This is a genomic window from Lignipirellula cremea (assembly GCF_056501455.1).
Genome location: NZ_CM151415.1, coordinates 4,826,472 through 4,846,532 on the forward strand (window position 1 = coordinate 4,826,472; position 20,061 = coordinate 4,846,532).

Here is a 20,061-nt window from a genome sequence, read left to right on the forward strand (position 1 = left end):
GACGCTGCGGGGTGTGCGTAGGCTATTTGCGCACCCGTCGGGAAGCGTCTCTATCGATGAAACGCTTCGAGTCGTCGAGGAGGAAGCAGAGGCATTGCGATTCACGGATTCGGAGTCGGAGCGATGGCTGCTCGAATTCGCGATGATTTCTACCGGACCCGACCCGGGATCCGCGGTCTCCGTCCTGAAGTTCCTGGTCGAGAAGAAAGACGACTCCTGCTGGTTTCTCATACGAGACGCTCGCGAGGCGCCGATAGCTCTTGGTCGAAACGAGCAGGGCTTCCGCCTCGACAACTCGGGACACTGGATTCGCGTCGCGCATTCTCCCTGGCGCTTTCGCAACGATGCAGCGAAGTTCCAGTTCAAAGACGTCTCCGACCTGCCGCCGGGGGAGTCGTACGAGGTTCAGCTCGACTTGTCGGAATTCTTAGCGGCGGCTCTCCGCAAGAAGATCGAGCGGATTGTATGGGACGAGCGCACGCGATGTTTGCACCTCTTCCATTCAGATAACCCGCTGGTCGCGATTCGCGTTCGATCGCCCGACGACCAGCTTCGCTATGGTTCTGTCTGGGGGCAAATCGTCGTATCGGACAACCTGAATTCTTTCGTCTTCGGCGGTTTCGCTCGACGGCGAACCGACTTTTGCCCGTCCGCGGCGAGCATCGAGGCGATCGGGACGGCCGTCGCCGCCGAGGAAGGGGACCTCGTCAGTATGGATTGGAAGGAGATCCGTACGACGACGCTGGATCAGGACGCGGCCGCGCTGGCGATGGAAGCAGCGATCGCCTCCGCGGTCTATCGACGCCCTGAAGTCGCCGTGGCACGCGAAGGAATTCAAGCGGCGAATCGCGCAGCGCTTGCCTATGAAAAAGATCAGCACGATCCCGAACGAGACTTCGTTCCTGTGGATCCGGCCGACGCCGAGAAGCTGTCCGACGCCGAACGGCTAAAGGAAATCGAGAACCGCCTTCGGACGACGATCTTCGAAGCGGAGGTCGAACTCGGCATACCGGAGGTATCGGCTCTCGCCCCTGTGTTGACGAAAGCGCTCGGCGACCTGGCCGACGCGATGGCGAACGATCTGGAAGGATATCCTGACGATCCGTCGCTGGTCTCGCGCGAGGCCCAGGCCCGCTACGGTGCGATGCGACTACATCATTTTCTGCGGTCCGTGAGGCTGATCCTCATCACCTGCGACGCGCCATCGCTTCGCCCCCTGCGAGCGAGCCTGTGCGACGCACTGTTCGATCTCGGCGAATCGCCCTCCGCGATGTTCCAGGTCGAGTGGAAGAAACTGAGGGAGGATCCCTTTTTCGACGCTTTGCTTCGAGCACATCGGCTGGAATCGGTCGACGACGAGTGCCGAGAAGCCTGCCTCGCCGAGTTTCGCTCCGCGGAAGCGGGATCGACGCTTGAAAACCTTGCGATCGAGGTCCTGTTACGGATCGACGAGCCGCTTCCTGAGGAACAGGACGCCGCCGTCGAGCGCTGGTGGCGTAGCGAGGTCGTCGAAGCGAGCCGAGGCCGGCGCTTGCGATCGCTCGTCATCCTGTCAGGCTGTGCGTTTGGCCGCGAGATGATCTTGAAACGTCTGCGAGGCGACGAACTTCCGGACGACGTTCGACGAGATGTCGTCAAAGCTTTATCGTCGCGAATCGACGCCGCCGAGCAGACCGATCGCGACGAGGAGATCGATAGCTCGCGACGCGAAGCCTGGCGCAAAGAACTGGCCTTGCTCGACGCAGCCCGCTCAACTGCGCGACGCTGACGTTGGGGGCACGACAGATCTGTTCGAGGCGAATCTCCCTTCGCCGGTTTCCGTCACGGGCCATTTCTCGTACTCTGAACGCACGTTCGGATCGTACGTAGTCGCCTCGGCATCGGCGGAATGTCCCAGATCGCGAAGGAGGATCTTTCGGAGGCGCTCGCCCGGTTCGGCTGGAGCGACTTCCGTCCCGGACAGGAAGACGTCGTCCGGGCCGTGCTGGAGGGTCGCGACGCGCTCTGCGTGATGCCGACCGGCGGCGGTAAAAGCCTCTGCTATCAGCTTCCTTCGATCGTGCGGCATGACCTGACGCTGGTCATCTCCCCGCTGATCGCGCTGATGAAGGATCAGGTCGATTCGCTCCAGCGGATCGGCGTCTCGGCGACCTGCCTGAACAGTTCGCTCGATCAGGAAGAGGTCAGCGAGCGGACGCGGCGCCTGATCGCGGGCGAGTACGACCTGGTCTACGTCGCGCCGGAACGCCTGAAAAGCCTGTCGTTCGTTCGCACGCTGAAGTCGGTGAAGGTCGGCCTGCTCGCCGTCGACGAAGCCCACTGCATCAGCGAATGGGGGCACGACTTCCGCCCCGATTACGCCCGGATCGGACGCTTCCGCGAACGGCTCGGCTATCCGCAGACGATCGCGCTCACGGCCACGGCGACGCCCGACGTCCGCGAGGACATCGCTCGCACGCTGGGCCTGCGCGACCCGGCCACGTTCGTCACGGGCTTCTCGCGTCCCAACCTGCGCTTCGAAAGCGAAACCCTGCATCAGGGAGCCGAAAAGGACGAGCGGCTGATCGACTATATCGAGTCGCACGAGGGAAGCGGTATCGTCTACGCCGGCACGCGCAAGCGCTGCGAGGAGGTCGCGTCGCTGATCGGCGGCAGGACCACCAAGTCGGTCGGCGTCTACCACGCGGGTCTCGATCCCGAACGCCGCCGGCAGGTGCAGGACGACTTCATGGCGGGGCGGATCGACCTGATCGCGGCCACGAACGCCTTCGGCATGGGGATCGACAAGCGCGACCTGCGGTACGTGATTCACTACGCCATTCCCGGCACGCTCGAGGCGTACTACCAGGAGGCGGGCCGTGCGGGCCGCGACGGCCTACCTTCGCGGTGCATGCTCTTCTATTCGCCTGCCGACAAGCGGATGCAGTCGTTCTTCATCGAGAACGCATTCCCGTCGAAGTCGATCGTGCAGGAGACGTACGAATTCCTCCGCACCCGCAGCGATCAACCGGTCGAGATCACGCAGCAGGAACTGAAGGACGCGCTTAACTTGCCGCTCGGCCTCGACGGGATCCGCGCCTGCGAGCAGATGCTGGAAAAGTCGGGCGCGATCGAGCGAATTCACGCGCACCAGAACCTGGCGACGGTTCGCGTCGATACCGACGTCACAGGGCTCGACCTGCTGGTTCCGAAGAACGCCAAGAACCGGCGCCTGGTCGCGCATGCGATCGAATCGATCGTGGGCGAGTTCCGCTTCGAGCGGGTCTACTTCCGCATCGAAGACATCGAACGCAAGACCTCGCTGCCGAGGGCGTCGGTCGCGACCGCGCTGCGTGAACTGTCGAAGTCCGAATGGTTCGACTACGCGCCGCCGTTCCGGGGCAGGGCGGTCCGCGTCGTCGCGCCGGAGAAATCCTTCTCGGCGCTCGATCTCGACTTCTCCGAACTCGACGCCCGAAAGAACGAGGAGTACCGGCGGCTCGACTGCGTGGTGCAGTACGCGCTCTCGATGCGGTGCCGGCAGGCGGAGATCCTGAGCTACTTTGGCGAAGAGAACGCGGCGCCCTGCGGGACGTGCGACCGGTGTCGTCCCGAGGACGGCGGTACGACCTCGCGCACTCCGCGGGCGATCGCCGTCGCTTCGTCGTCGGTCGCGGCGGCGGACTTCGCACGGAAGCTATTGAGCGGCGTCGCACGCGGGAAGGAACGCTTCGGCAAGCAGATCATCGCGCAGATGCTGTGCGGTTCGGACGCGTCGAAGATCGCCCAGTTGCGTCTGGATTCGCTCTCCACGTTCGGCATCCTTTCCGACTGGCAACTGAAGGATATTTCCGCCGCGCTCGACGCGCTTCTGGCGACGAACCTGATCGAGTCGTTCGAGCGGACGCGATTCCGCCCGCTGGTGCGGCTGACCATGCATGGCGAAGCGGCGATGAAGGGGGGCGAGTTGCCTCCGATTCCCTGGCCTCCCGCGGTCGCGTCCCGGCTCGATCGCCTGGAACGACGAAGCGCCCCGAAGCCGGCGGTCGCTCCGGCGGTCACCGTCGGAAATGCGACGAACGGTTCGCCTGCAAGCAAAGCGTCAGGCGATCTTTTCGCGGAACGGTCGGCAGAACCCGCCATCGAGTTGGCGGACGCCAACGCCGCCTTCGCGTCGGCCGTGGACGACGACTTCGACGACCAACCGGCGTTCGACGAACTTCCGCGCACCCGCACCGACGCGGCTCACGCTCCGCCCGTCTCGCCTGCTGCGTCGACCGTCGCATCGCCGAAGCCGACGCCGCGTTCTTCGCCGAAGCCGGCGCCCGTCGTCAAAGCGCCGGACGCCGACGATCCGTTCTGGACGCGGATGCTGAACGACCGCGGCTTCACGATCGAAGAGTGCGCCCGCATCCGGCGACTTCCCCTCGCGGTCGTGCGGAGCCACCTGAACCTGCCGCCGGACGAAATCTTCTGATTCTCTGAGCGGAGGGTGTGAACCCTCCGAGCCGAAGCTGGGTGCGACGCGAGAAGCTCGGGGGGTTCACACCCCCCGCTCAGGAATTCGGCGACCCGTTGACCCGACGCCGCTCACCACTTCCCGTCGTCCTCGTCGAGCGTCTCCTGCTCGTGGACGCTCTGTCGGGCCAACAGGTTGCGGCGGACGCGGGTCTGCACCGCATCGGTCTCTGCCGAGTCGATCCGCAGATCGAACTTTCGCTTCGCTTCTTCCGCGGCAGCGGCGGCCTTCGTCACAGGAACGGGGATTTCCTCGCGACGCGGTTCGACAGGCGTCGCGGGCGTCTCCACCCGGCGAGCGGCGACGCGCGACGAAGCGGGAGCGACCTCCGCCGTTTCGGCGCCGCGATGCGCCCGATCGTGTCGACCGAGGATGCGACTCTTCCAGTCCCGCGCAGGAGCCTGCGAATCGTCGGCGGGACGTGCGTCGTACGATCCGCGAGCTGGCGCGAGCCCTCCCTGCGCGGGCGACGATTCGCCCAGGTACTGCTCGATCACCTTCGGATGATTCCGGATCTGGGCAGGCGGACCCTCGACCTCGACCAGTCCGTCCATTACGACGTAGGTGTAGTCGGTGATCTCCAGGATCGCATGGGCTGCGTGGTCCGTGATCCAGATGGAGATCCCCTGGTCCCGCAGCATGCAGATATAACGCTGAAGCTGCTGCACGGTCACGGGATCGACGCCGGCGAACGGTTCGTCGAGCATCACGATGTTCGGTCGGTTGACCAGACAGCCGGCGATTTCCAGCCGTCGCCTGAGACCGCCTGACAGGCGTCGTGCCTGCTTCCGGCGATGCTCGATCAGGCCGAAGCTGTCGAGGAGTTCCTCGCACCGATCGCGACGCTCGCGATAGCCCATGCCCAGCATTTCCATCAGGCCGAGCAGGTTCTGTTCGACCGTCAGCCGGGCGAAGATGCACTGCTCCTGGGCCAGGTAGCCCATGCGTCCTTCGCGGGCGCGGCGATGCAGGGGCCAACGCGTCACGTCGGCGCCGTTGAGGATGACCCTGCCGCGGTCGGGCACGATCAGCCCGCAGGTCATTTTGAAGCAGGTCGACTTACCGGCGCCGTTGGGGCCGAGCAATCCGACGATGCGGGACTCGCCGACCTCGAACCGGACGCCCTTGACGACCTGCTTGGCGCCGAACGATTTCGCCAGTCCGTCCACTTCCAGAACGTTCATCCGATTCCTCCCTGAATCGCGAGAACTGCCGCCGAGCGGCTGTGTCTTATCGCCGCGAAGCGGCTTTGTCTTATCGCCGCGAAGCGGCTTTGTCTGATCGCCGCGTAAGCAGCTTTACCTCGTAGGGTGGGTCATTGACCCACCTTTTTTGGTCTGTTCGTTCGGCCAGTTCGTCGAGCCGGTCTATTTCGTCGAACTCCGCCTCGTACTGCAAGCCCTCGCTGCTTCATGGTGGGCCAATGACCCACCCTACGAAGACCTTTCGTTCCGCGACACACCTCGCGTCGTCTCCTACCTAATGAACTTCATCCGACTGACGTTGGGGGTGATCATCGGGATCGGTCGGTTCCACGCGTGCGGCCAGTAAATGCAGAGCGCCTGCCCGATCATCAGGTCGCGAGGAACGCAGGGTTCGGGCCAGTAGCGTGCATCCTGACTCGCCGGAGAGTTATCCCCCAGCGGCATGAAACAGTCGTCCGCGATCCGGTACTCCGTCGCGCGGTAGTTCTCTTTCGCGAACAGGGGCTCGCTCGCCCACGCCCGGTAATTCTTGAACTTCTCCGCGAGGGGCATCTTCAGGAAGAACGGGTCTTCGACGTCGCCCCGCGAGCCGGCGAAGTCTCCCGGCAGCGGCATCGGAACGTAACGTTCGAGTTCCTCGTAATCGGCCAGGCCGCGAAAGTCCCCGGCGCCTCCCTCCAAGGAGATGTAATAGACGTCGCGAAAGACCCGCAGCGCGGCGACGGCCAGCGACGCGTTCTTCGCCCCGATCCGTGCCGGCGCGAGATCGCCCGGATCCTCCGGCGTCCAGACGGGCCGAACGTCTTCGCGATCGAACGTCGCGGGTCGATCCCACGCGATACTGCGACCGTCGATCCAGAGGTAAAGCTGATTGTCGCAGTTGGCGAAGCGGACGCTCCGCCTGCCCGGTCCGACGACGTTCGTCGTGGCGGCGACCGAAGGATACGTCTCGCCCGCGCCGTCGGTGAAGGACGGTCGTGCCGTTCCCTGTTCCATGGTCGCCGTCGCGACGCCGGTCGCGAGATCGATCGTGCAGACGTGACGCCGCCCCCCTTCGATCAGGACGAGCGCGACTTCTCCCTGCTTTTCCTTCAGGACCAAGTCGGCGTCGAGCGCCAGATCGCCGACCCAGTGAAGCCCGCGGGGCGACAAGCGATCGGTGAAGGACCCTGCCGTTTCGGGATCGCGAATCATCCGCACCGCGACAGCGACGTCGCGAGGCGGAACCTGCACATGCGCGTTGTAGGCGTAGAAGTCGGTGATCAGTTCGCCTTCGTAAGCCTCAGGCGATTCGATCGGCTGGCCCGTTTCCATCCGTCGCCAGTCGTTGGGCGTCGGGATGACATGGCGATATTCCATCCAGGCGAAACCGTCGACCGACGGGTCCGGCGCGGCGACGCGATCCTTCCAGACCTTCGCCGAGGCTTCGTCCTCGGACAGGCGCCACCGTTCCGGGAAGCCGCTCGCCTTCCAGATCGGCGGCCGACGATCGGTGTCGTCGACGATATGAAGCAGGGCGCCGACCTTCTGCGGCGGCTTGCGGGCGATGACCAGCGCCGCGCTGGCGTCGTTCGTCGGCTTCGTGCGAATGTCGCCGCGATGAATCTGCAGCGTCTCTCCCGGCAGGCCGATCAGTCGCTTGATGTAGTTCTGGTAGGGATCGTAGGGATTGTTGAAGACGATCACCGACCAGCGCTGCGGCTCGGCCAGCAGGTAGCTGAACTTGTTGACCAGAATCCGGTCGCCCGCGTAGGCGTCGTGATTCCGGTCGATGCCTCGATCGAACGGCTGCGGATACCGGCAGACGGGGCAGACGCCCGCGACACCGATCCCTTCGTAGCCCGGCGGGGGAGGCTCGTAAGGATTCTCCTTCGACGCGTTCACGGCGAAGCGCTGACCGCACTGATCGCACTCGACGTCGAGGTGGTACCCCATCAGGCCGGGCGCCATCGATCCGGTCGGAATGATGAACGGTTCCGACACGAACGCCCGGAACATCACGACCAGGACGAGCGCAATCAGGATCGATTCGACGGTCTCGCGCGTGGAGCGCGAGGCGATCGCGTCGAAATAGGGATCGGCGGAGGGGTTCGCGGCGACGTCAGCCATCGGCATCCGGATCGAAACGGAGAGGCTCCCGCGGGCAAGCGCGCGGACCCTCGATTATACGGGGAAGCCGCCATCGGCAGGAACGTCGCTTTCACGCTGCCCCTCAGTCGTCGGCAGCGGCGTCCGCATTTTTCTCAAACTGCCGAAAGTGTCGAGTACCTTTCGTCCGGCTCTCGCGTTTCCGGGGGGAACGGCAGGCAATCCGCCTGGCGCGGATCGCGGAGCGGCCTTCGGTAGCGAACGCTTCGCGCAGCGAGACGCTCGCTACCGAAGGCGACGGGCGATCCAGGCGTCGATTCTTGTCGTCCACGTCTTGGATTTCCGGGCGACGCGGGGCACAATGACTTTGTCTTCTCTTTTCGGTCCTGATTCTCCCGTAGGCTCTCCGGGGCGGCTTCGTGCGCCCGCTCTCTCAGGGGACAGGATCGGAACTCCTCGGCTCGTCCCGGCAGACCGCCTGAAGCGTTCGCTTCGCGGCGCCGCGAACGATCGACGACAAGACCGTTTCGCCCACGAACGGATTGGCTGATTCATGATCGAACGTAAGCGTTTCGCCCGAGTCCTGACGTTCGGGGCGATGCTCCTCGCTGTCGGCGGATCCGCCGTCGTGCGGGCCGAAGATCCTGCGCCGATGTTCCTCGAGGCGCTTCGGGCGAAGGGGTATTACGACACGGCGCTCGATTACCTGACCTCGGCGGAAACGAGCGAGGTCGTCAGTCCGTTCTTCAAAGCGCAGGTTCCCTACGAACGGGGCCTCACGCTGGTCGAACTCGCTGGCGTCGAAGCCAACCGCGATCAGAAGATCAAGCTGCTGAAGGAGGCCGAAGGCCACCTTAACGAATTCCTGACGAAGAACGGCACGAGCGCGCTCGTGCCCGCCGCCCGGAAGGAAATGGCGAACATCCTCATCGCCCAGGCGCGGCTGCTCGTCCGCGACGCGAAGGGGACCGACAAAGCGAAGCTCGCCGAAGCGGACAAGCTCTACAGCCAGGCATATCAGAGCTTCCAAACCATCCGCGAGAACCTGAAGGAGCGGCTCGAAGCCATTCCGAAGGTCCTTAACGAAAACGACCCCGCCCAGAGAACCATCCGCGAAAACCGCGACCAGTACCGCCAGACCTACCAGGCCGTGCGGCTGCTTTCCGCCGTGATGACCGTCGAACAGGCGGAGATCACAAAAGAGAACAAGGCCGAATACGAAAAGCGGATGAATCAGGCAATCGTCGAGTTCGGCGAAATTTACGACGCCTATCGCATCTTCTACGCGGGCTTCCAGGCGAAGGTCTTTCAGGCCGACGCCTATCTGAGGATGGGCCGCTACGCCGACGCGATCGCCGCGGCGAAGGAAGTGCTCGAGCAGGAAGATCCGGGCCTGCGCGGGATGAAGATTCAGGCGCTCGCCGTCGCGGCGCAGTGCTGGAATCACGAATCGATCAAGCAATTCGACGAGACCGTCACTCAGGTCGGCGCCATGCTGGACACGGCCCGACCGGCCGAAGAGCGGGAGCCCCAGTTCCTTCAGATGAAGTTGTCGCTCGCCAAGGCGCTCAAGGCCCGGGCCGAAGCCGCGGCCAATCCCAAGGGAAGCGACGCTCAAAAGGATTTGCGTCGGGCCAAGGCCCTGTCGTTTCAGGTCAGCAACGTTCAGGGCGACCTGCAGAAAGAAGCGCGCGAGCTGCTCGTCGCGCTGGGCGGACCCGATGCGGCCGGGGAACAGATCGAACCGACGACTTTCGCGGAAGCTCAGCAGGCCGGACGAGACGCTTTCGACGTGGCCCAGTCGAGCGAAGCGACCCTCAAGACGATCCAGACCCGACTGAAAGAGGGCGGCGGCGCCGACGCCGAACTCCAGCAGCAGGTCGAAGAACTCGGCCAGACGATCGCCAAGGCCCGGGGCGATGCGCTCCGATACTTCCGCGACGCGCTGCGACTCGCCGGGCCCGACGAAGATCCTGCGGCGCTGGGCCGGGTCCGGTACTTCCTGACGCTGCTGTACTACGGCAACGAGGATCTGCTCTCCGCCGGGGTGCTGGGAGAGTTCGTCGCCCGTCGTACATCGGAAGATCCGACGGCTCCCTATTGCGGTCGCATCGCCCTGGCGTCGTACAAGAAGCTGTTCGACGACGCCGACGAATCGCTGAAGGAGTTCTACCTGACGCGGACCGAAAGCGTCGCCAATTACATGGGCGAAGCGTTCAAGGGCCAGCCGGAAGCTGCCGCCGCGATCGGGACGCTCATTCCGATGCAATTGCAGGCGGGCAAGATCGACGACGCGATGGCTCTGCTGCAGCAGATCCCGCTCGACTCGCCGGTGCGGGCGCAGATGGACCTCCTCGTCGGACAGATCGCCTGGGCGGAGTATCTGCGAGGGGGCGCCAAGCTTCGGGAGTTGGAAACCGCGGAAGCTCCCGCCGAAGAGATCGCCGCCCTGCAGATGCGGCGGGAAGCGTTGCAGCAGACGGCCCTGACGACGCTCGAAGGGGGCGTCGAACGGATGCAGACCGAGAAGTACGGAAAGACCGAGGCGCTGGCCGTCATCTTCCTCGCGCAGATTCTCGTCGGCTCCGACCGGGCCCAGGATGCGATCGCCCTGCTCGAAAATCCCGACAAAGGCGTGCTCCCGAAACTCGCAGCGGGCGCCTCGGACATCGAACCGAAGATCGCCGCCGAAGCGTACAAGGTCGCTCTTCGCTCGTACGTCTCCTCCATCGCCTCCGGCGCCAGCGCCAACGAAGCGATCGAGAAGGCCAAGCAGACGATGACGGCGCTCGACGGCACGATCCCGGATAAGAAGACGCTCGTCGCGATCTACATTTCCATCGCGCAGGACCTGCAGAAGCAGCTCGAAAACGCTCCGCCCGCCCAGCGCGAAGCGCTTTCCAAGGCCTTCGCCGCCTTCCTCGAACAGGTTCGCGGAGGCGCCCAGCAACTCGACGTGCAGGTCTGGGTCGCGGAAACCTTCTACGGCATCGCGCAAAGCGCCGTCGGTCCTGACGGCGTCGCGACTCCCGCCGCGAAGGGCTATTACGAACAGGCCCGCGGCGCCTACGAGCAGATCCTCTCGATGGGCGCGAACAAGGGGGGCGACTGGCTTCCCGCCGACGTCGCCCGAACCGTCGAGATGAAGCTCGCGATGATCGATCGGGAACTGGGCGACTACCAGAGCGCCATCGCTCGCTTCGAGAAAGTGCTGGGCCCGAACAACTCGGTTCTCAACGTGCAAACCGAAGCCGCGGAAACGCTTATGAAGTGGGGGAAACAGGATCCCCAGCAATACTTCTCCGCCATCATGGGCGCCCGCAAGGACGCCAAGACCCAGCGCAACGTCATCTGGGGCTGGACGCGACTCAGCTCCGTCGCGCGCCAGAACGCGAAGCCTGAAAACAACATGATGGACACCTTCTTCCTCGCCCGGTTGCGGATGGCGGAGGCCCTGCGCGGCTACGCGCTCGCCTCCAAAGACGCCGCACAGAAGAAGAAGCATCTCGACCTGGCGGAGAAGTCCATCGTCGAGGTCGCCAAGGCGATGCCGGACATGGGCGGATCGGAATGGAAACGAAAGTTCGATGACGTGCTCAAGGGGGTACAGAAGGATCTCGGCAAGCCGGCTGACGGCCTGTCGAAGATCGCCCCGCCTCCGGCGCCGGATACGGCGTCCCGATAACCCTTACCGCTCATCGCGGATAAATTCACCGCGAGTCGCGGCGGCTTCAGGGTCGACGCGAGGCCGCGCTTTACTCGAATCACCTGTTCGAACTGGAAGCTCCCCACGATGAAGTCGTTTCTCGTCCGCTTCGGCGTCGCGCTCGTCGCGACGACGCTCGCCGTCCCCGCGGCGTTCGCCCAGCAAGATCAGCTTTACAAGAACGATGACCAGGTCGTCCGCGGGCTGGTCTCGGGGACCACGCCCGGTTCGGTGACGATGACCGTCAACGGCGCCGCGCAGGCTCCCATTCCGTCGAGCGAGATCAAGCGCCTGATCTTCGCCGAAGAGCCCGGCGAACTCCGCCGTGGTCGCGAATCGGTGCTGACGCAGCAATACGAAGACGCCCTGACGGAACTCGCGAAGGTTCCCGCCGGCGACTATCCGGCGCTGGTGCAGCAGGACATCGACTTCTACAAGGCCTACTCCGCGGCGCAACTCGCGCTCAAAGGAACTCCGAATTCGAACGCGAACGAAGCCGCTTCCGCGCTCGTCGCGTTCACCCGCGCCAATCCGAACAGTTGGCACTACTTCGACGCCCGGAAGGCTGCCGGCGATCTCGCGGCGATGAGCGGCAAATACGACTACGCCGCGACCGCGTACGCCGAACTGATTCAGGCGCCTTCGATTTCGATGAAGGTCGAAGGAAAGCTCCTGGAATCGGACGCCCTGATGCGGCAGGGGAAGTATCCGGAGGCCCTCGCAGGCTACACGGCCGTGGTCGGAGCGAACGCGAACGGCAGCGACGCGATCGAGACGTACAAGGAGTTCGCGAAGGTCGGCCAGGCGACGGCCACGGCGCAAACCGGTCAGCCGGCTGACGCGATCAAGGCCCTGAACGATATCATCACGACGACCGATCCGACTCGCGATCAGGCGCTGTACGCGAAGATCTACAATGGCCTCGGCGCCGCGCACCTGAAGGCGAACGATCCGAAGGAGGCGCTTCTGGCGTACCTTCACGTCGATCTGCTCTTCATGCAGGATCCCGACGCCCACGCCGAAGCTTTGTACAACCTCTCGAAGCTGTGGGGCTCGCTGAATCAGAGTCAGCGGGCGCTGGACGCCCGGCAGACCCTGCGGGAGCGCTACGGCGCCTCCGCCTGGGCGAGCAAGGAGTAAGTTCCGCGATCGGCGCCTCATCGGCCCGTCGCGAGTCGCGGTCTCGTCCGGATTTTCCGGCAGAGCGGCCCCGGTCGCGCCAGCTTTTCCGCTCCGAACGGGTCGGAGCGAAGGTCGGGCGTAGGCCTCAGGTTTTTTCCGATTACAATTGCCGCGATCGATGTCGATCGCGAGAGGTCCTGTTCGGCGGAAACCCCGCCGCCGGCTCGACCGGATCCTGTCGCTCTGTCGGCGGACCTGTCTCACTCGTCCGCACGGCTTCACGTCTCTTCGACCTACCGAACATCACTGCCGCGCCCATGTCCGCCGTCGCTCTTCCGGAGTCCTCCATGATTCGTCGGGTCAGCCGAAGCGTCCTTTGGATCGTCGGAGCGCTGGCTCTGGCGACGCTTCTCGGAGTCGACGCGTCGCCTGCGGGCGGCTTCGTCGCGAACGCTTTCGCTCAGCCGGCGGAGGACGCGGCTGCTCCGGCGGCCGCGGCTCCCGCAGCCGCACCGGCTGACGCGGCCGCTCCGAGGAAGGCCGATTCCGTCGTCACGTTCATCTTCAAGGCGCTCGGCATCACGTACACGATCGTCTTCTTCCTGATCTCGTTCATCTTCGTCGCGCTCGCCGTGTCGAACTTTCTCGGCACGCGTCGCTCGAACATCTGTCCGCCGGCGCTGATCGAAGGCTTCGATCAACTCCTCACCGAACAGCGCTACCAGGAAGCTTACGAACTGGCCAAGAACGACGAATCGGTGCTGGGCCAGGTGCTCTCCGCCGGGCTGGCCAAGCTGTCGGTCGGCTACGAGCACGCCATCGAGGCGATGCAGCAGGTCAGCGAAGTCGAGGGTCTGAAGCTGGAACAGCGCCTCAGCTACGTCTCGCTCATCGGCGCCATCAGCCCGATGATCGGGCTCTTCGGCACGGTCGACGGCATGATCCGGGCCTTCTACCAGATCGCCACCGCGGGCGGCACGCCCGACCCGAGCAAGCTGGCCGAGGGCGTCGCGACGGCGCTGATGACGACGATCATCGGTCTGGCCATCGCGATCCCTGCCATGATTCTGTTCGCCATCATTCGTAACCGGCTGGTCCGGCTGATGACCGAAGTCGGCATCTCCAGCGAAGAACTGATGAGCCGCTTCGGCGCCGCCGGCAAGCAGCAGGCTTGATTCGAGCGGGCTCTGACATTCGATCCGGGTCGACCGCAGGGAACAGGGCGCGATGGCGCGAAAGAAAGCCAATCATTCGATGACGTCGGAAGTCGACATGACTCCGATGATCGACATGACGTTTCAGCTCATCGCCTTCTTCATGTTCATGCTGAACATGAAGGAGTCGGAGCAGAACGAGCACGTACAGCTTCCCGACAGCGTGCTGGCCAAGCCGCCCGACGCTCCGATCGAAAACCCGATCACGATGCACGTCTCCGCGACGGGGGACATTTACATCGGCGGCGCGAAGACCAGCCTCGCCGGCGTGGGTCCTTACCTGAACAGCGAGGCGAACTCCTTTCAGGCGATGGACGTTCCCCTGAACGAAGTCAACGTCATCATCCGCGGTCATAAGGACGCCGAGACCGGGATGGTTCAAAACCTGATGAAGGCCTGCCTCGATCAGGGCTACGAGAACTTTCTGCTCCGCGCTCGCGAAGAACTGAAGTAACTCGCGGAGCCGCAGCGCGGTCGAATCCGCAGGCGATCGCTCCTGGATCATCGCGCGACGCATCTTTCCCCGGCGTCGCAACTCGTTCGATACGTGTCCTATGAAAAGCCGCGGCGTTCCCAAGAGCGACGACAAGATTCCGCTCGACATGACGTCGATGATCGACATCGTGTTCCAGCTCCTGGCGTTCTTCATTCTGACGTTCAAGGTCGTCTCGCTCGAAGGCGACTTCGACATCCGGATGCCCCAGGCGTCGTCGGCCGGTCCGACCGAGATCGACCCGACCGTGCCGATGAATATCCGCCTCGTCGCGGACGCGAACGGAAACCTCGCCGATATTCGAGTCGACGACTCCCGCAGTTTCGCGTCGTTCGACGAACTTCACCGCCACGTCATCACCACGGTGGGCAGCGAGGGGGGTCCGACCGGCGAAGGGACGTCCCAGGAAGCGACCATCGACGCCGACTACAACCTGAAGTGGTCCGAGACGATCGCGGCGATCACCGCGATTTCGGGATACGTCGTCGACGACAGCGGCAAGAAGGAAGTCGTGAAGCTGATCCAGAACGTCAAGTTCAAGCCGCCGACCGCTCCCCCGGGCGGCTGATCCTCGGCGCTCGCGACGGCTGGCGGGAGACGGAATTCCCTGGAGCGAGTTCGTCGTCGGCGCCGCAGGTTGCGACCCAGCAGCTAGAGCGCGTCTCGCGAATCTGTAGCGGCGTGTTCGCCGATTACGCGGCGATTCGGATCGCCGGGAACGCGACATGTGAGTGCGACACGCACTAGGCTGGGTTTTACGCACCGCTAGCTAGCTTCACGGAAGGCGCGACCATGGATCATTCGGCCTGGGAAGACGCCAAGCGGCAGGTGAAGCAGCTTGCCGACATCGTGTCGGTCGTCGGCGCTTCGATCCGTCTGGAGCGGCGCGGTCGCGTCTTTCTGGGGCTCTGTCCGTTTCACGACGACAGCCGCCCCAGCATGAACGTCGACCCCGAGCGCCAGTGGTGGAAATGCTGGGTCTGCAACGTCGGCGGCGACGTGTTCGACTTCGTGATGAAGCAGGAACGCGTCGAGTTCCGCGAGGCCCTTCAGATCCTGGCCGAACGGGTCAACGTCGAACTGCCCAAGGGGCAGGGCTCCGCCGCCTCGAAGCAGGCCGCCGAGCGTTCCCGCGATGCGCGTCGCCGGGCGCTCGCCGCCAACGGCTGGGCCTCCGAGACGTATCGCCGGTTCTTCCTGGAAGCTCTCGAAGCCGCGCCCGCGCGGAAGTATCTCGAAAAGCGAGGCTTTCGCGAAGAGACGCTCGAATCGTTCCGAGTCGGCTTCGCTCCGCCCGAGTGGAACTGGCTCGCCGGTCGCGTCCGCCCCGCCGAGATCGAAGTCGAGGACCTCGAACTCGCCGGGCTCATGGGCCAGGCGGACAGCGGTCGCAAGTACGACGTCTTCCGCGGCCGGGTGCTGTTCCCGATCCGCGACGTCCACAAGCAGATCGTCGGCTTCGGCGGGCGCATCCTTCCTGAACATGCCGACGAACGCTCGGCGAAGTACGTCAACACGCGCGAGACTCCCGCCTTCTCGAAGCGGGATCAACTGTTCGGCCTCGATCTCGCGAAAGAGACCATCCTCCGCCGCCGACAGGCGCTGGTGATGGAAGGCTACACCGACGTGATGATGGCTCATCAGGTCGGCGTCCGGCATGCGGTCGCGGTGCTCGGCACGGCCCTCGGCGAATCGCACCTGAAGATGCTGCGCGCTCTGGCCGACTCGGTCGTGCTCGTGCTCGACGGCGACGAAGCGGGCCGACGCCGTGCGAGCGAGACGCTCGATCTGTTCCTGGCCGCGGACGTCGATCTGCGGATCGTGACGCTGCCGGAGAATCTCGATCCCTGCGACTTCCTCGCCCGGGAGGGAGGCGAAGCGTTTCTGAAGATCTGCGACGACGCGGTCGACGCCCTGTCGCATAAGCTTCGCATCGCGACCGAGGCGGTCGACCTGTTGCGCGATACGCACCGCGCGGCCGAAGCTCTCGACGAAGTGCTCCGTTCGCTCGCGCGCGTTCCCGTCGCGAGCAACGCGGGCGCCGCTCGCAATCCGCTTCGCGTGCCGCAGATGATCGCCCGACTGTCGCGGGAATTCTCCATCGACGATGCTTCGATCCGCCGCCGGCTGGACGAACTTCGACGGGAAGTATCGCGAACGACTAATCGCGGCGGGGAGACGCCGCCCCTCGATGCGAGCGACGCGCCGACCGCGCGACCCTTCGTCCAGCTAGCCCGCGACGAGCGGGAACTGCTGGAACTTCTCATCGCGCGGCCCGAGCTGCTCTATCGCGTGCGGGAGCGGATCTCCCACGAACGGATGCCGACCGAGACGGGCGCGACGATTCTCGACGCGATGATCGAACTGGAAAATCTGGGCGAGACGATCGAACTGCACGCGCTGCTCGGCATGACCGAAGACGCGGCGTTGAGATCGGCGATCGTCGCTCTCGACGAATCGGCACGGGGCGAAGTGCCGCTCGCGATCACCGCTCGCGGGGTGACCCGGGGCACGAAGCTCTCGCTCGCTCTGGACGACGTTTTATCTATGATCGACCGGACGCTCGACCGCATTCTTTCCGTGGAAACGGAGCGGGCCGAACGGCTCAAGCATCAGCAATTGGAAACTGGCGTTGCCGACGAAGACGAAATGATGAAAATCCTTCTCTCCGTCGTCGACGACAACCGCCGAAGAGCGGCGCCCCAACACTTCGAAGAGGGCTGATACCGAACTATCCGCGAACGCCGCCCTGAGGACGGCTTCGCGAAAACGATACGCGTTCGATGCGAGGAGGAACTCTCTCTACAGGCGAGAGTTCCACGACCGGAAGGAAGCCGGGCGCCTTGCAGCGAGCGACAGGGCGAGGAAGGACGAGGAACGGCCTGGCGGATTCAGGCCCGTCCCGACTTGCCGACGATGTACTCGTGCACATGGAGGAGCCGAGAACATGCAACTGCTCGATCAAGATCTCTGCCTGCTCGTCGAGCGGGCCCAGTCCCAGGGTTTTCTGACGTACGAAGAGGTCGGCGCTTATCTGCCCGACGTCGACGTCACGCCGGAGAAGCTCGATAACCTGCTCGCCGCGCTCGACGAACGGGGCATCGAGATTCGCGAAGTCGTCCCGGGCGCCGCCGTCGAAGTCGCGAGCGACGAGGACGAGGAAGAACTCAAGAAGTCTTCCTACTGGCAGCAGGCGAAGGAAAGCCTGAACCGCCCCGGCGACGATCCGGTCCGGACCTATCTCAGCCAGATGGCAGAGATCCCCCTGCTGACCAGGCAGGAAGAGATCGGCCTGGCCAAGAAGATCGAAATCACGCGGCGTCGCTATCGCCGCACGATTCTCGCGAACGATTACGCCCTGCGCTCGACGGTCGCCGTCCTCAAGCGGGTCCAGGCGGGCGAACTGCCGTTCGATCGCACGATCAAGGTCTCCCTAACCGAGCGCCTCACCAAGGAGCAGGTCACGGGCCGCATGCCCCACAACCTGCGCACGCTCGACGCGTTGCTCCTTCGCAGCCGCGCCGACTTCGCGACGCTGACCTCGAAGAGCGCCAGCCGCGCCGACAAGACGAACGCTCGCAAGCGCTTCGTCGCCACGCGGACCAAGCGTCTGCAACTGGTCGAGGAGCTTTCGCTCCGTTCGCGCCGCGTCTTCCCGCTGCTCGCGGAGATGGAGAAGATCGCGACCCGCATGGAAGCCGTCCGTCGCCGCCTGAATCAGCTCGGCGATTCGGCCTTCGCGAAAGAAGAACGTCGCGGGCTCGTTCGCGAGCTGCGGCAACTGATGTTCGTCGCCTGCGAAAGCCCCAAGTCCCTCCGCCGACGCGTGCAGCTCGCCCGACGTCAGCACGAAGAGTACGAAGCGGTCAAGCGTCAGCTCTGCAGCGGCAACCTGCGGCTGGTCGTCGCGATCGCGAAGAAGTATCGCAACCGCGGCCTGGGCTTCCTGGACCTGATCCAGGAAGGCAACACGGGCCTGATGCGGGCGGTCGACAAGTACGAGTACCGCCGCGGTTTCAAGTTCAGCACCTACGCGACGTGGTGGATCCGCCAGGCGATCACCCGCGCCATCGCCGACCAGGCGCGCACGATCCGCATCCCGGTGCACATGATCGACGTCCTGTCGAAGCTCCGCCAGGTGCAGAAGAAGCTGGCCCAGACGCTCCGCCGCGAGCCGAGCTACCAGGAAATCGCCGACGTCTCGGGCCATGAGGTCGACGAGGTCGCCCGGATCATGGAGATCGGCAAGCACCCGGTCAGCCTGGATCGCCCCGTCGGCGACAGCGAGGACAACGCCTTCGGCGAATTCGTCGAGGACCATTCGAGCGACAACCCGCTCAAGATGGCCAACAACGAGATCCTGCGTCAGCGGATCGATCAGCTCATGAAGACGCTGACCGTTCGCGAGCGGGAAATCATCCGCCTGCGATACGGCCTGCGGGACGGCTGCACCTACACCCTGGAAGAGGTCGGTCGCATCTTCAAGGTCACCCGCGAGCGAGTCCGCCAGATCGAGGCTTCCGCCGTCAAGAAGCTGCAGAATCCGAAGCGTTCGAAGGAACTGCTCGGCTTCCTGAAGACCGACTGAGACGGACGCTGTCCGAACCTGCGACGGAACGGCTCATCCGCGAGCCGTTCTGTCGGAAAGCTCTGACGAAACGGAATCGACGAGGAACTTCCGGAGCCGAAAGCGCTTCGCCTGAGACTTCGAAAGCCGCCCGGACCTCCAGCCGGGCGGCTTTTTTCGTGAGCCCATCGGGGATAAATTGGACCCTCCGTCCGCGGAGATCCGCCGGCTTCGCGGCTTTCGCTCGAAGCGCCGCGTCGGATCGTACCGGACGCCGAGCCTTTTCTTCCCCCGCGAACGGACCCGATGTCGCTTCCCCGCCTGCTGCAAACCCTCCATCGCATGCACCGCCAGGTCTCGGATCTCCGGGACCGCATTCGCCGCCTTCCGCACCGGGCGAAGACCAGCGAAACCAACCTGCACAACCTTGAACAGGAACTGGCGGCCGAGAAGGAGAACTGGCGGAACGTCCGCCGGCAGGCGGAAGAAAAGCAGAGCCAGTTGCGCACGCGGGAGGATCGCGTCGCCAACCGCAAGGGCAAGCTGAACGAGGCGAACAGCAACCGGGACTACAAGGCGATTCAGGACGAAATCGCCGCCGACACGCAGGCGAACGCCGTACTGTCGGACGAGATTCTGGAACTGCTCGAACGGCTGGACGAAGTTCAGAAGAAGTCGCAGGAGCGTACCGAGGCGGTCGAGACGTTCAAGAAAGAACACGCTCGGCTGCTGTCGAAACTGGACGAGGACAAGGTCGCCCTGGAGAAGGAACTCGAACGGGTGCAGGGCGAACTGAAGGAAACCGAGAAGCAGCTCGACGGCGACGTCGTCGCGATCTATCACGCCGCGATCCGGTCCCACGGCGAGAACGGGCTCGCCCCGCTGGAAGACGGAAGCTGCGGCAACTGCAACCACCTCGTCACGCCCAACGTCCGCTCCGACGTCGAAATGGGCCGGCCCGTCGCCTGCAAGCAGTGCGGCAGCCTGATGTACGTGAAAACGGACTGAGCCGTTTTCGCGGTTGTCCGTCGATGGTTCGACGTCAGGCCGCTCCGACCGCGGCGCGTTCGAACTGGCCAGCGGGGGACGGAAGTCCCCCGAGTTCGTCGACCGAGCATAGCGACGGTCGAGAGATCTTCCCGCCGAGCGTCGGGCGATCGCAGTCTTC

The 20,061-nt window shown here is 64.4% G+C and carries 12 protein-coding genes; 10 read left to right on the plus strand and 2 right to left on the minus strand.

What is annotated here, in order from left to right:
• Positions 1–142 precede the first annotated feature (142 nt).
• Together SH602x_RS18780 and SH602x_RS18785 are read left to right on the plus strand one after the other, a co-directional pair.
• Positions 143–1,768 (plus strand): hypothetical protein, encoded by a 1,626-nt coding sequence (locus SH602x_RS18780; protein ID WP_479473773.1) that lies wholly within the window; start codon positions 143–145, stop codon positions 1,766–1,768.
• A 120-nt stretch (positions 1,769–1,888) separates the two neighbouring features.
• A complete protein-coding gene (locus tag SH602x_RS18785) occupies positions 1,889–4,456 on the plus strand; it encodes a RecQ family ATP-dependent DNA helicase (protein ID WP_479473774.1) in 2,568 nt (855 codons plus the stop codon).
• A 113-nt stretch (positions 4,457–4,569) separates the two neighbouring features.
• Here SH602x_RS18785 and lptB read toward each other — a convergent pair whose 3' ends face one another.
• Together lptB and SH602x_RS18795 are read right to left on the minus strand one after the other, a co-directional pair.
• Positions 4,570–5,682, minus strand: a complete 1,113-nt coding sequence (lptB, locus tag SH602x_RS18790; RefSeq protein ID WP_479473775.1) for an LPS export ABC transporter ATP-binding protein — start codon at positions 5,680–5,682, stop codon at positions 4,570–4,572.
• A gap of 291 nt (positions 5,683–5,973) precedes the next feature.
• The gene (locus tag SH602x_RS18795) at positions 5,974–7,812 is read right to left on the minus strand and encodes a S26 family signal peptidase (protein ID WP_479473776.1); all 1,839 of its coding nucleotides are present in this window, start codon (positions 7,810–7,812) and stop codon (positions 5,974–5,976) included.
• A 532-nt stretch (positions 7,813–8,344) separates the two neighbouring features.
• Between SH602x_RS18795 and SH602x_RS18800 the strand changes: the two genes are divergently transcribed.
• From SH602x_RS18800 to SH602x_RS18835, 8 genes are all read left to right on the plus strand, one after another.
• Positions 8,345–11,476 (plus strand): hypothetical protein, encoded by a 3,132-nt coding sequence (locus tag SH602x_RS18800; protein WP_479473777.1) that lies wholly within the window; start codon positions 8,345–8,347, stop codon positions 11,474–11,476.
• Positions 11,477–11,584: 108 nt separating this feature from the next.
• Positions 11,585–12,637: a tetratricopeptide repeat protein gene (locus SH602x_RS18805; RefSeq protein WP_479473778.1), complete on the plus strand. Its 1,053-nt coding sequence runs from the start codon at positions 11,585–11,587 to the stop codon at positions 12,635–12,637.
• A 329-nt stretch (positions 12,638–12,966) separates the two neighbouring features.
• On the plus strand, positions 12,967–13,794 hold the full coding sequence (locus SH602x_RS18810) for a MotA/TolQ/ExbB proton channel family protein (protein WP_479473779.1): 828 nt from the start codon (positions 12,967–12,969) through the stop codon (positions 13,792–13,794).
• 52 nt (positions 13,795–13,846) lie between these two features.
• Positions 13,847–14,287 carry an ExbD/TolR family protein gene (locus SH602x_RS18815; RefSeq protein ID WP_479471519.1) on the plus strand — a complete coding sequence of 147 codons (441 nt, stop codon included), beginning with the start codon at positions 13,847–13,849 and terminating at the stop codon, positions 14,285–14,287.
• A gap of 100 nt (positions 14,288–14,387) precedes the next feature.
• The gene (locus SH602x_RS18820) at positions 14,388–14,894 is read left to right on the plus strand and encodes an ExbD/TolR family protein (RefSeq protein WP_479471518.1); all 507 of its coding nucleotides are present in this window, start codon (positions 14,388–14,390) and stop codon (positions 14,892–14,894) included.
• Positions 14,895–15,118: 224 nt separating this feature from the next.
• The gene (gene dnaG, locus SH602x_RS18825) at positions 15,119–17,050 is read left to right on the plus strand and encodes a DNA primase (RefSeq protein WP_479473780.1); all 1,932 of its coding nucleotides are present in this window, start codon (positions 15,119–15,121) and stop codon (positions 17,048–17,050) included.
• Positions 17,051–17,273: 223 nt separating this feature from the next.
• Positions 17,274–18,914 (plus strand): sigma-70 family RNA polymerase sigma factor, encoded by a 1,641-nt coding sequence (locus SH602x_RS18830; protein WP_479473781.1) that lies wholly within the window; start codon positions 17,274–17,276, stop codon positions 18,912–18,914.
• A gap of 285 nt (positions 18,915–19,199) precedes the next feature.
• The gene (locus SH602x_RS18835) at positions 19,200–19,901 is read left to right on the plus strand and encodes a zinc ribbon domain-containing protein (protein WP_479471515.1); all 702 of its coding nucleotides are present in this window, start codon (positions 19,200–19,202) and stop codon (positions 19,899–19,901) included.
• Positions 19,902–20,061: the final 160 nt, after the last annotated feature.

Excerpts from the sequence above, each read along its gene's own strand:
- SH602x_RS18780 (WP_479473773.1), top strand. The coding sequence starts at position 143 with ATGATTTCTACCGGACCCGACCCGGGATCCGCGGTCTCCGTCCTGAAG.
- SH602x_RS18785 (WP_479473774.1), top strand. The coding sequence starts at position 1,889 with ATGTCCCAGATCGCGAAGGAGGATCTTTCGGAGGCGCTCGCCCGGTTC.
- lptB (WP_479473775.1), bottom strand. The coding sequence starts at position 5,682 with ATGAACGTTCTGGAAGTGGACGGACTGGCGAAATCGTTCGGCGCCAAG.
- SH602x_RS18795 (WP_479473776.1), bottom strand. The coding sequence starts at position 7,812 with ATGGCTGACGTCGCCGCGAACCCCTCCGCCGATCCCTATTTCGACGCG.
- SH602x_RS18800 (WP_479473777.1), top strand. The coding sequence starts at position 8,345 with ATGATCGAACGTAAGCGTTTCGCCCGAGTCCTGACGTTCGGGGCGATG.
- SH602x_RS18805 (WP_479473778.1), top strand. The coding sequence starts at position 11,585 with ATGAAGTCGTTTCTCGTCCGCTTCGGCGTCGCGCTCGTCGCGACGACG.
- SH602x_RS18810 (WP_479473779.1), top strand. The coding sequence starts at position 12,967 with ATGATTCGTCGGGTCAGCCGAAGCGTCCTTTGGATCGTCGGAGCGCTG.
- SH602x_RS18815 (WP_479471519.1), top strand. The coding sequence starts at position 13,847 with ATGGCGCGAAAGAAAGCCAATCATTCGATGACGTCGGAAGTCGACATG.
- SH602x_RS18820 (WP_479471518.1), top strand. The coding sequence starts at position 14,388 with ATGAAAAGCCGCGGCGTTCCCAAGAGCGACGACAAGATTCCGCTCGAC.
- dnaG (WP_479473780.1), top strand. The coding sequence starts at position 15,119 with ATGGATCATTCGGCCTGGGAAGACGCCAAGCGGCAGGTGAAGCAGCTT.
- SH602x_RS18830 (WP_479473781.1), top strand. The coding sequence starts at position 17,274 with ATGCAACTGCTCGATCAAGATCTCTGCCTGCTCGTCGAGCGGGCCCAG.
- SH602x_RS18835 (WP_479471515.1), top strand. The coding sequence starts at position 19,200 with ATGTCGCTTCCCCGCCTGCTGCAAACCCTCCATCGCATGCACCGCCAG.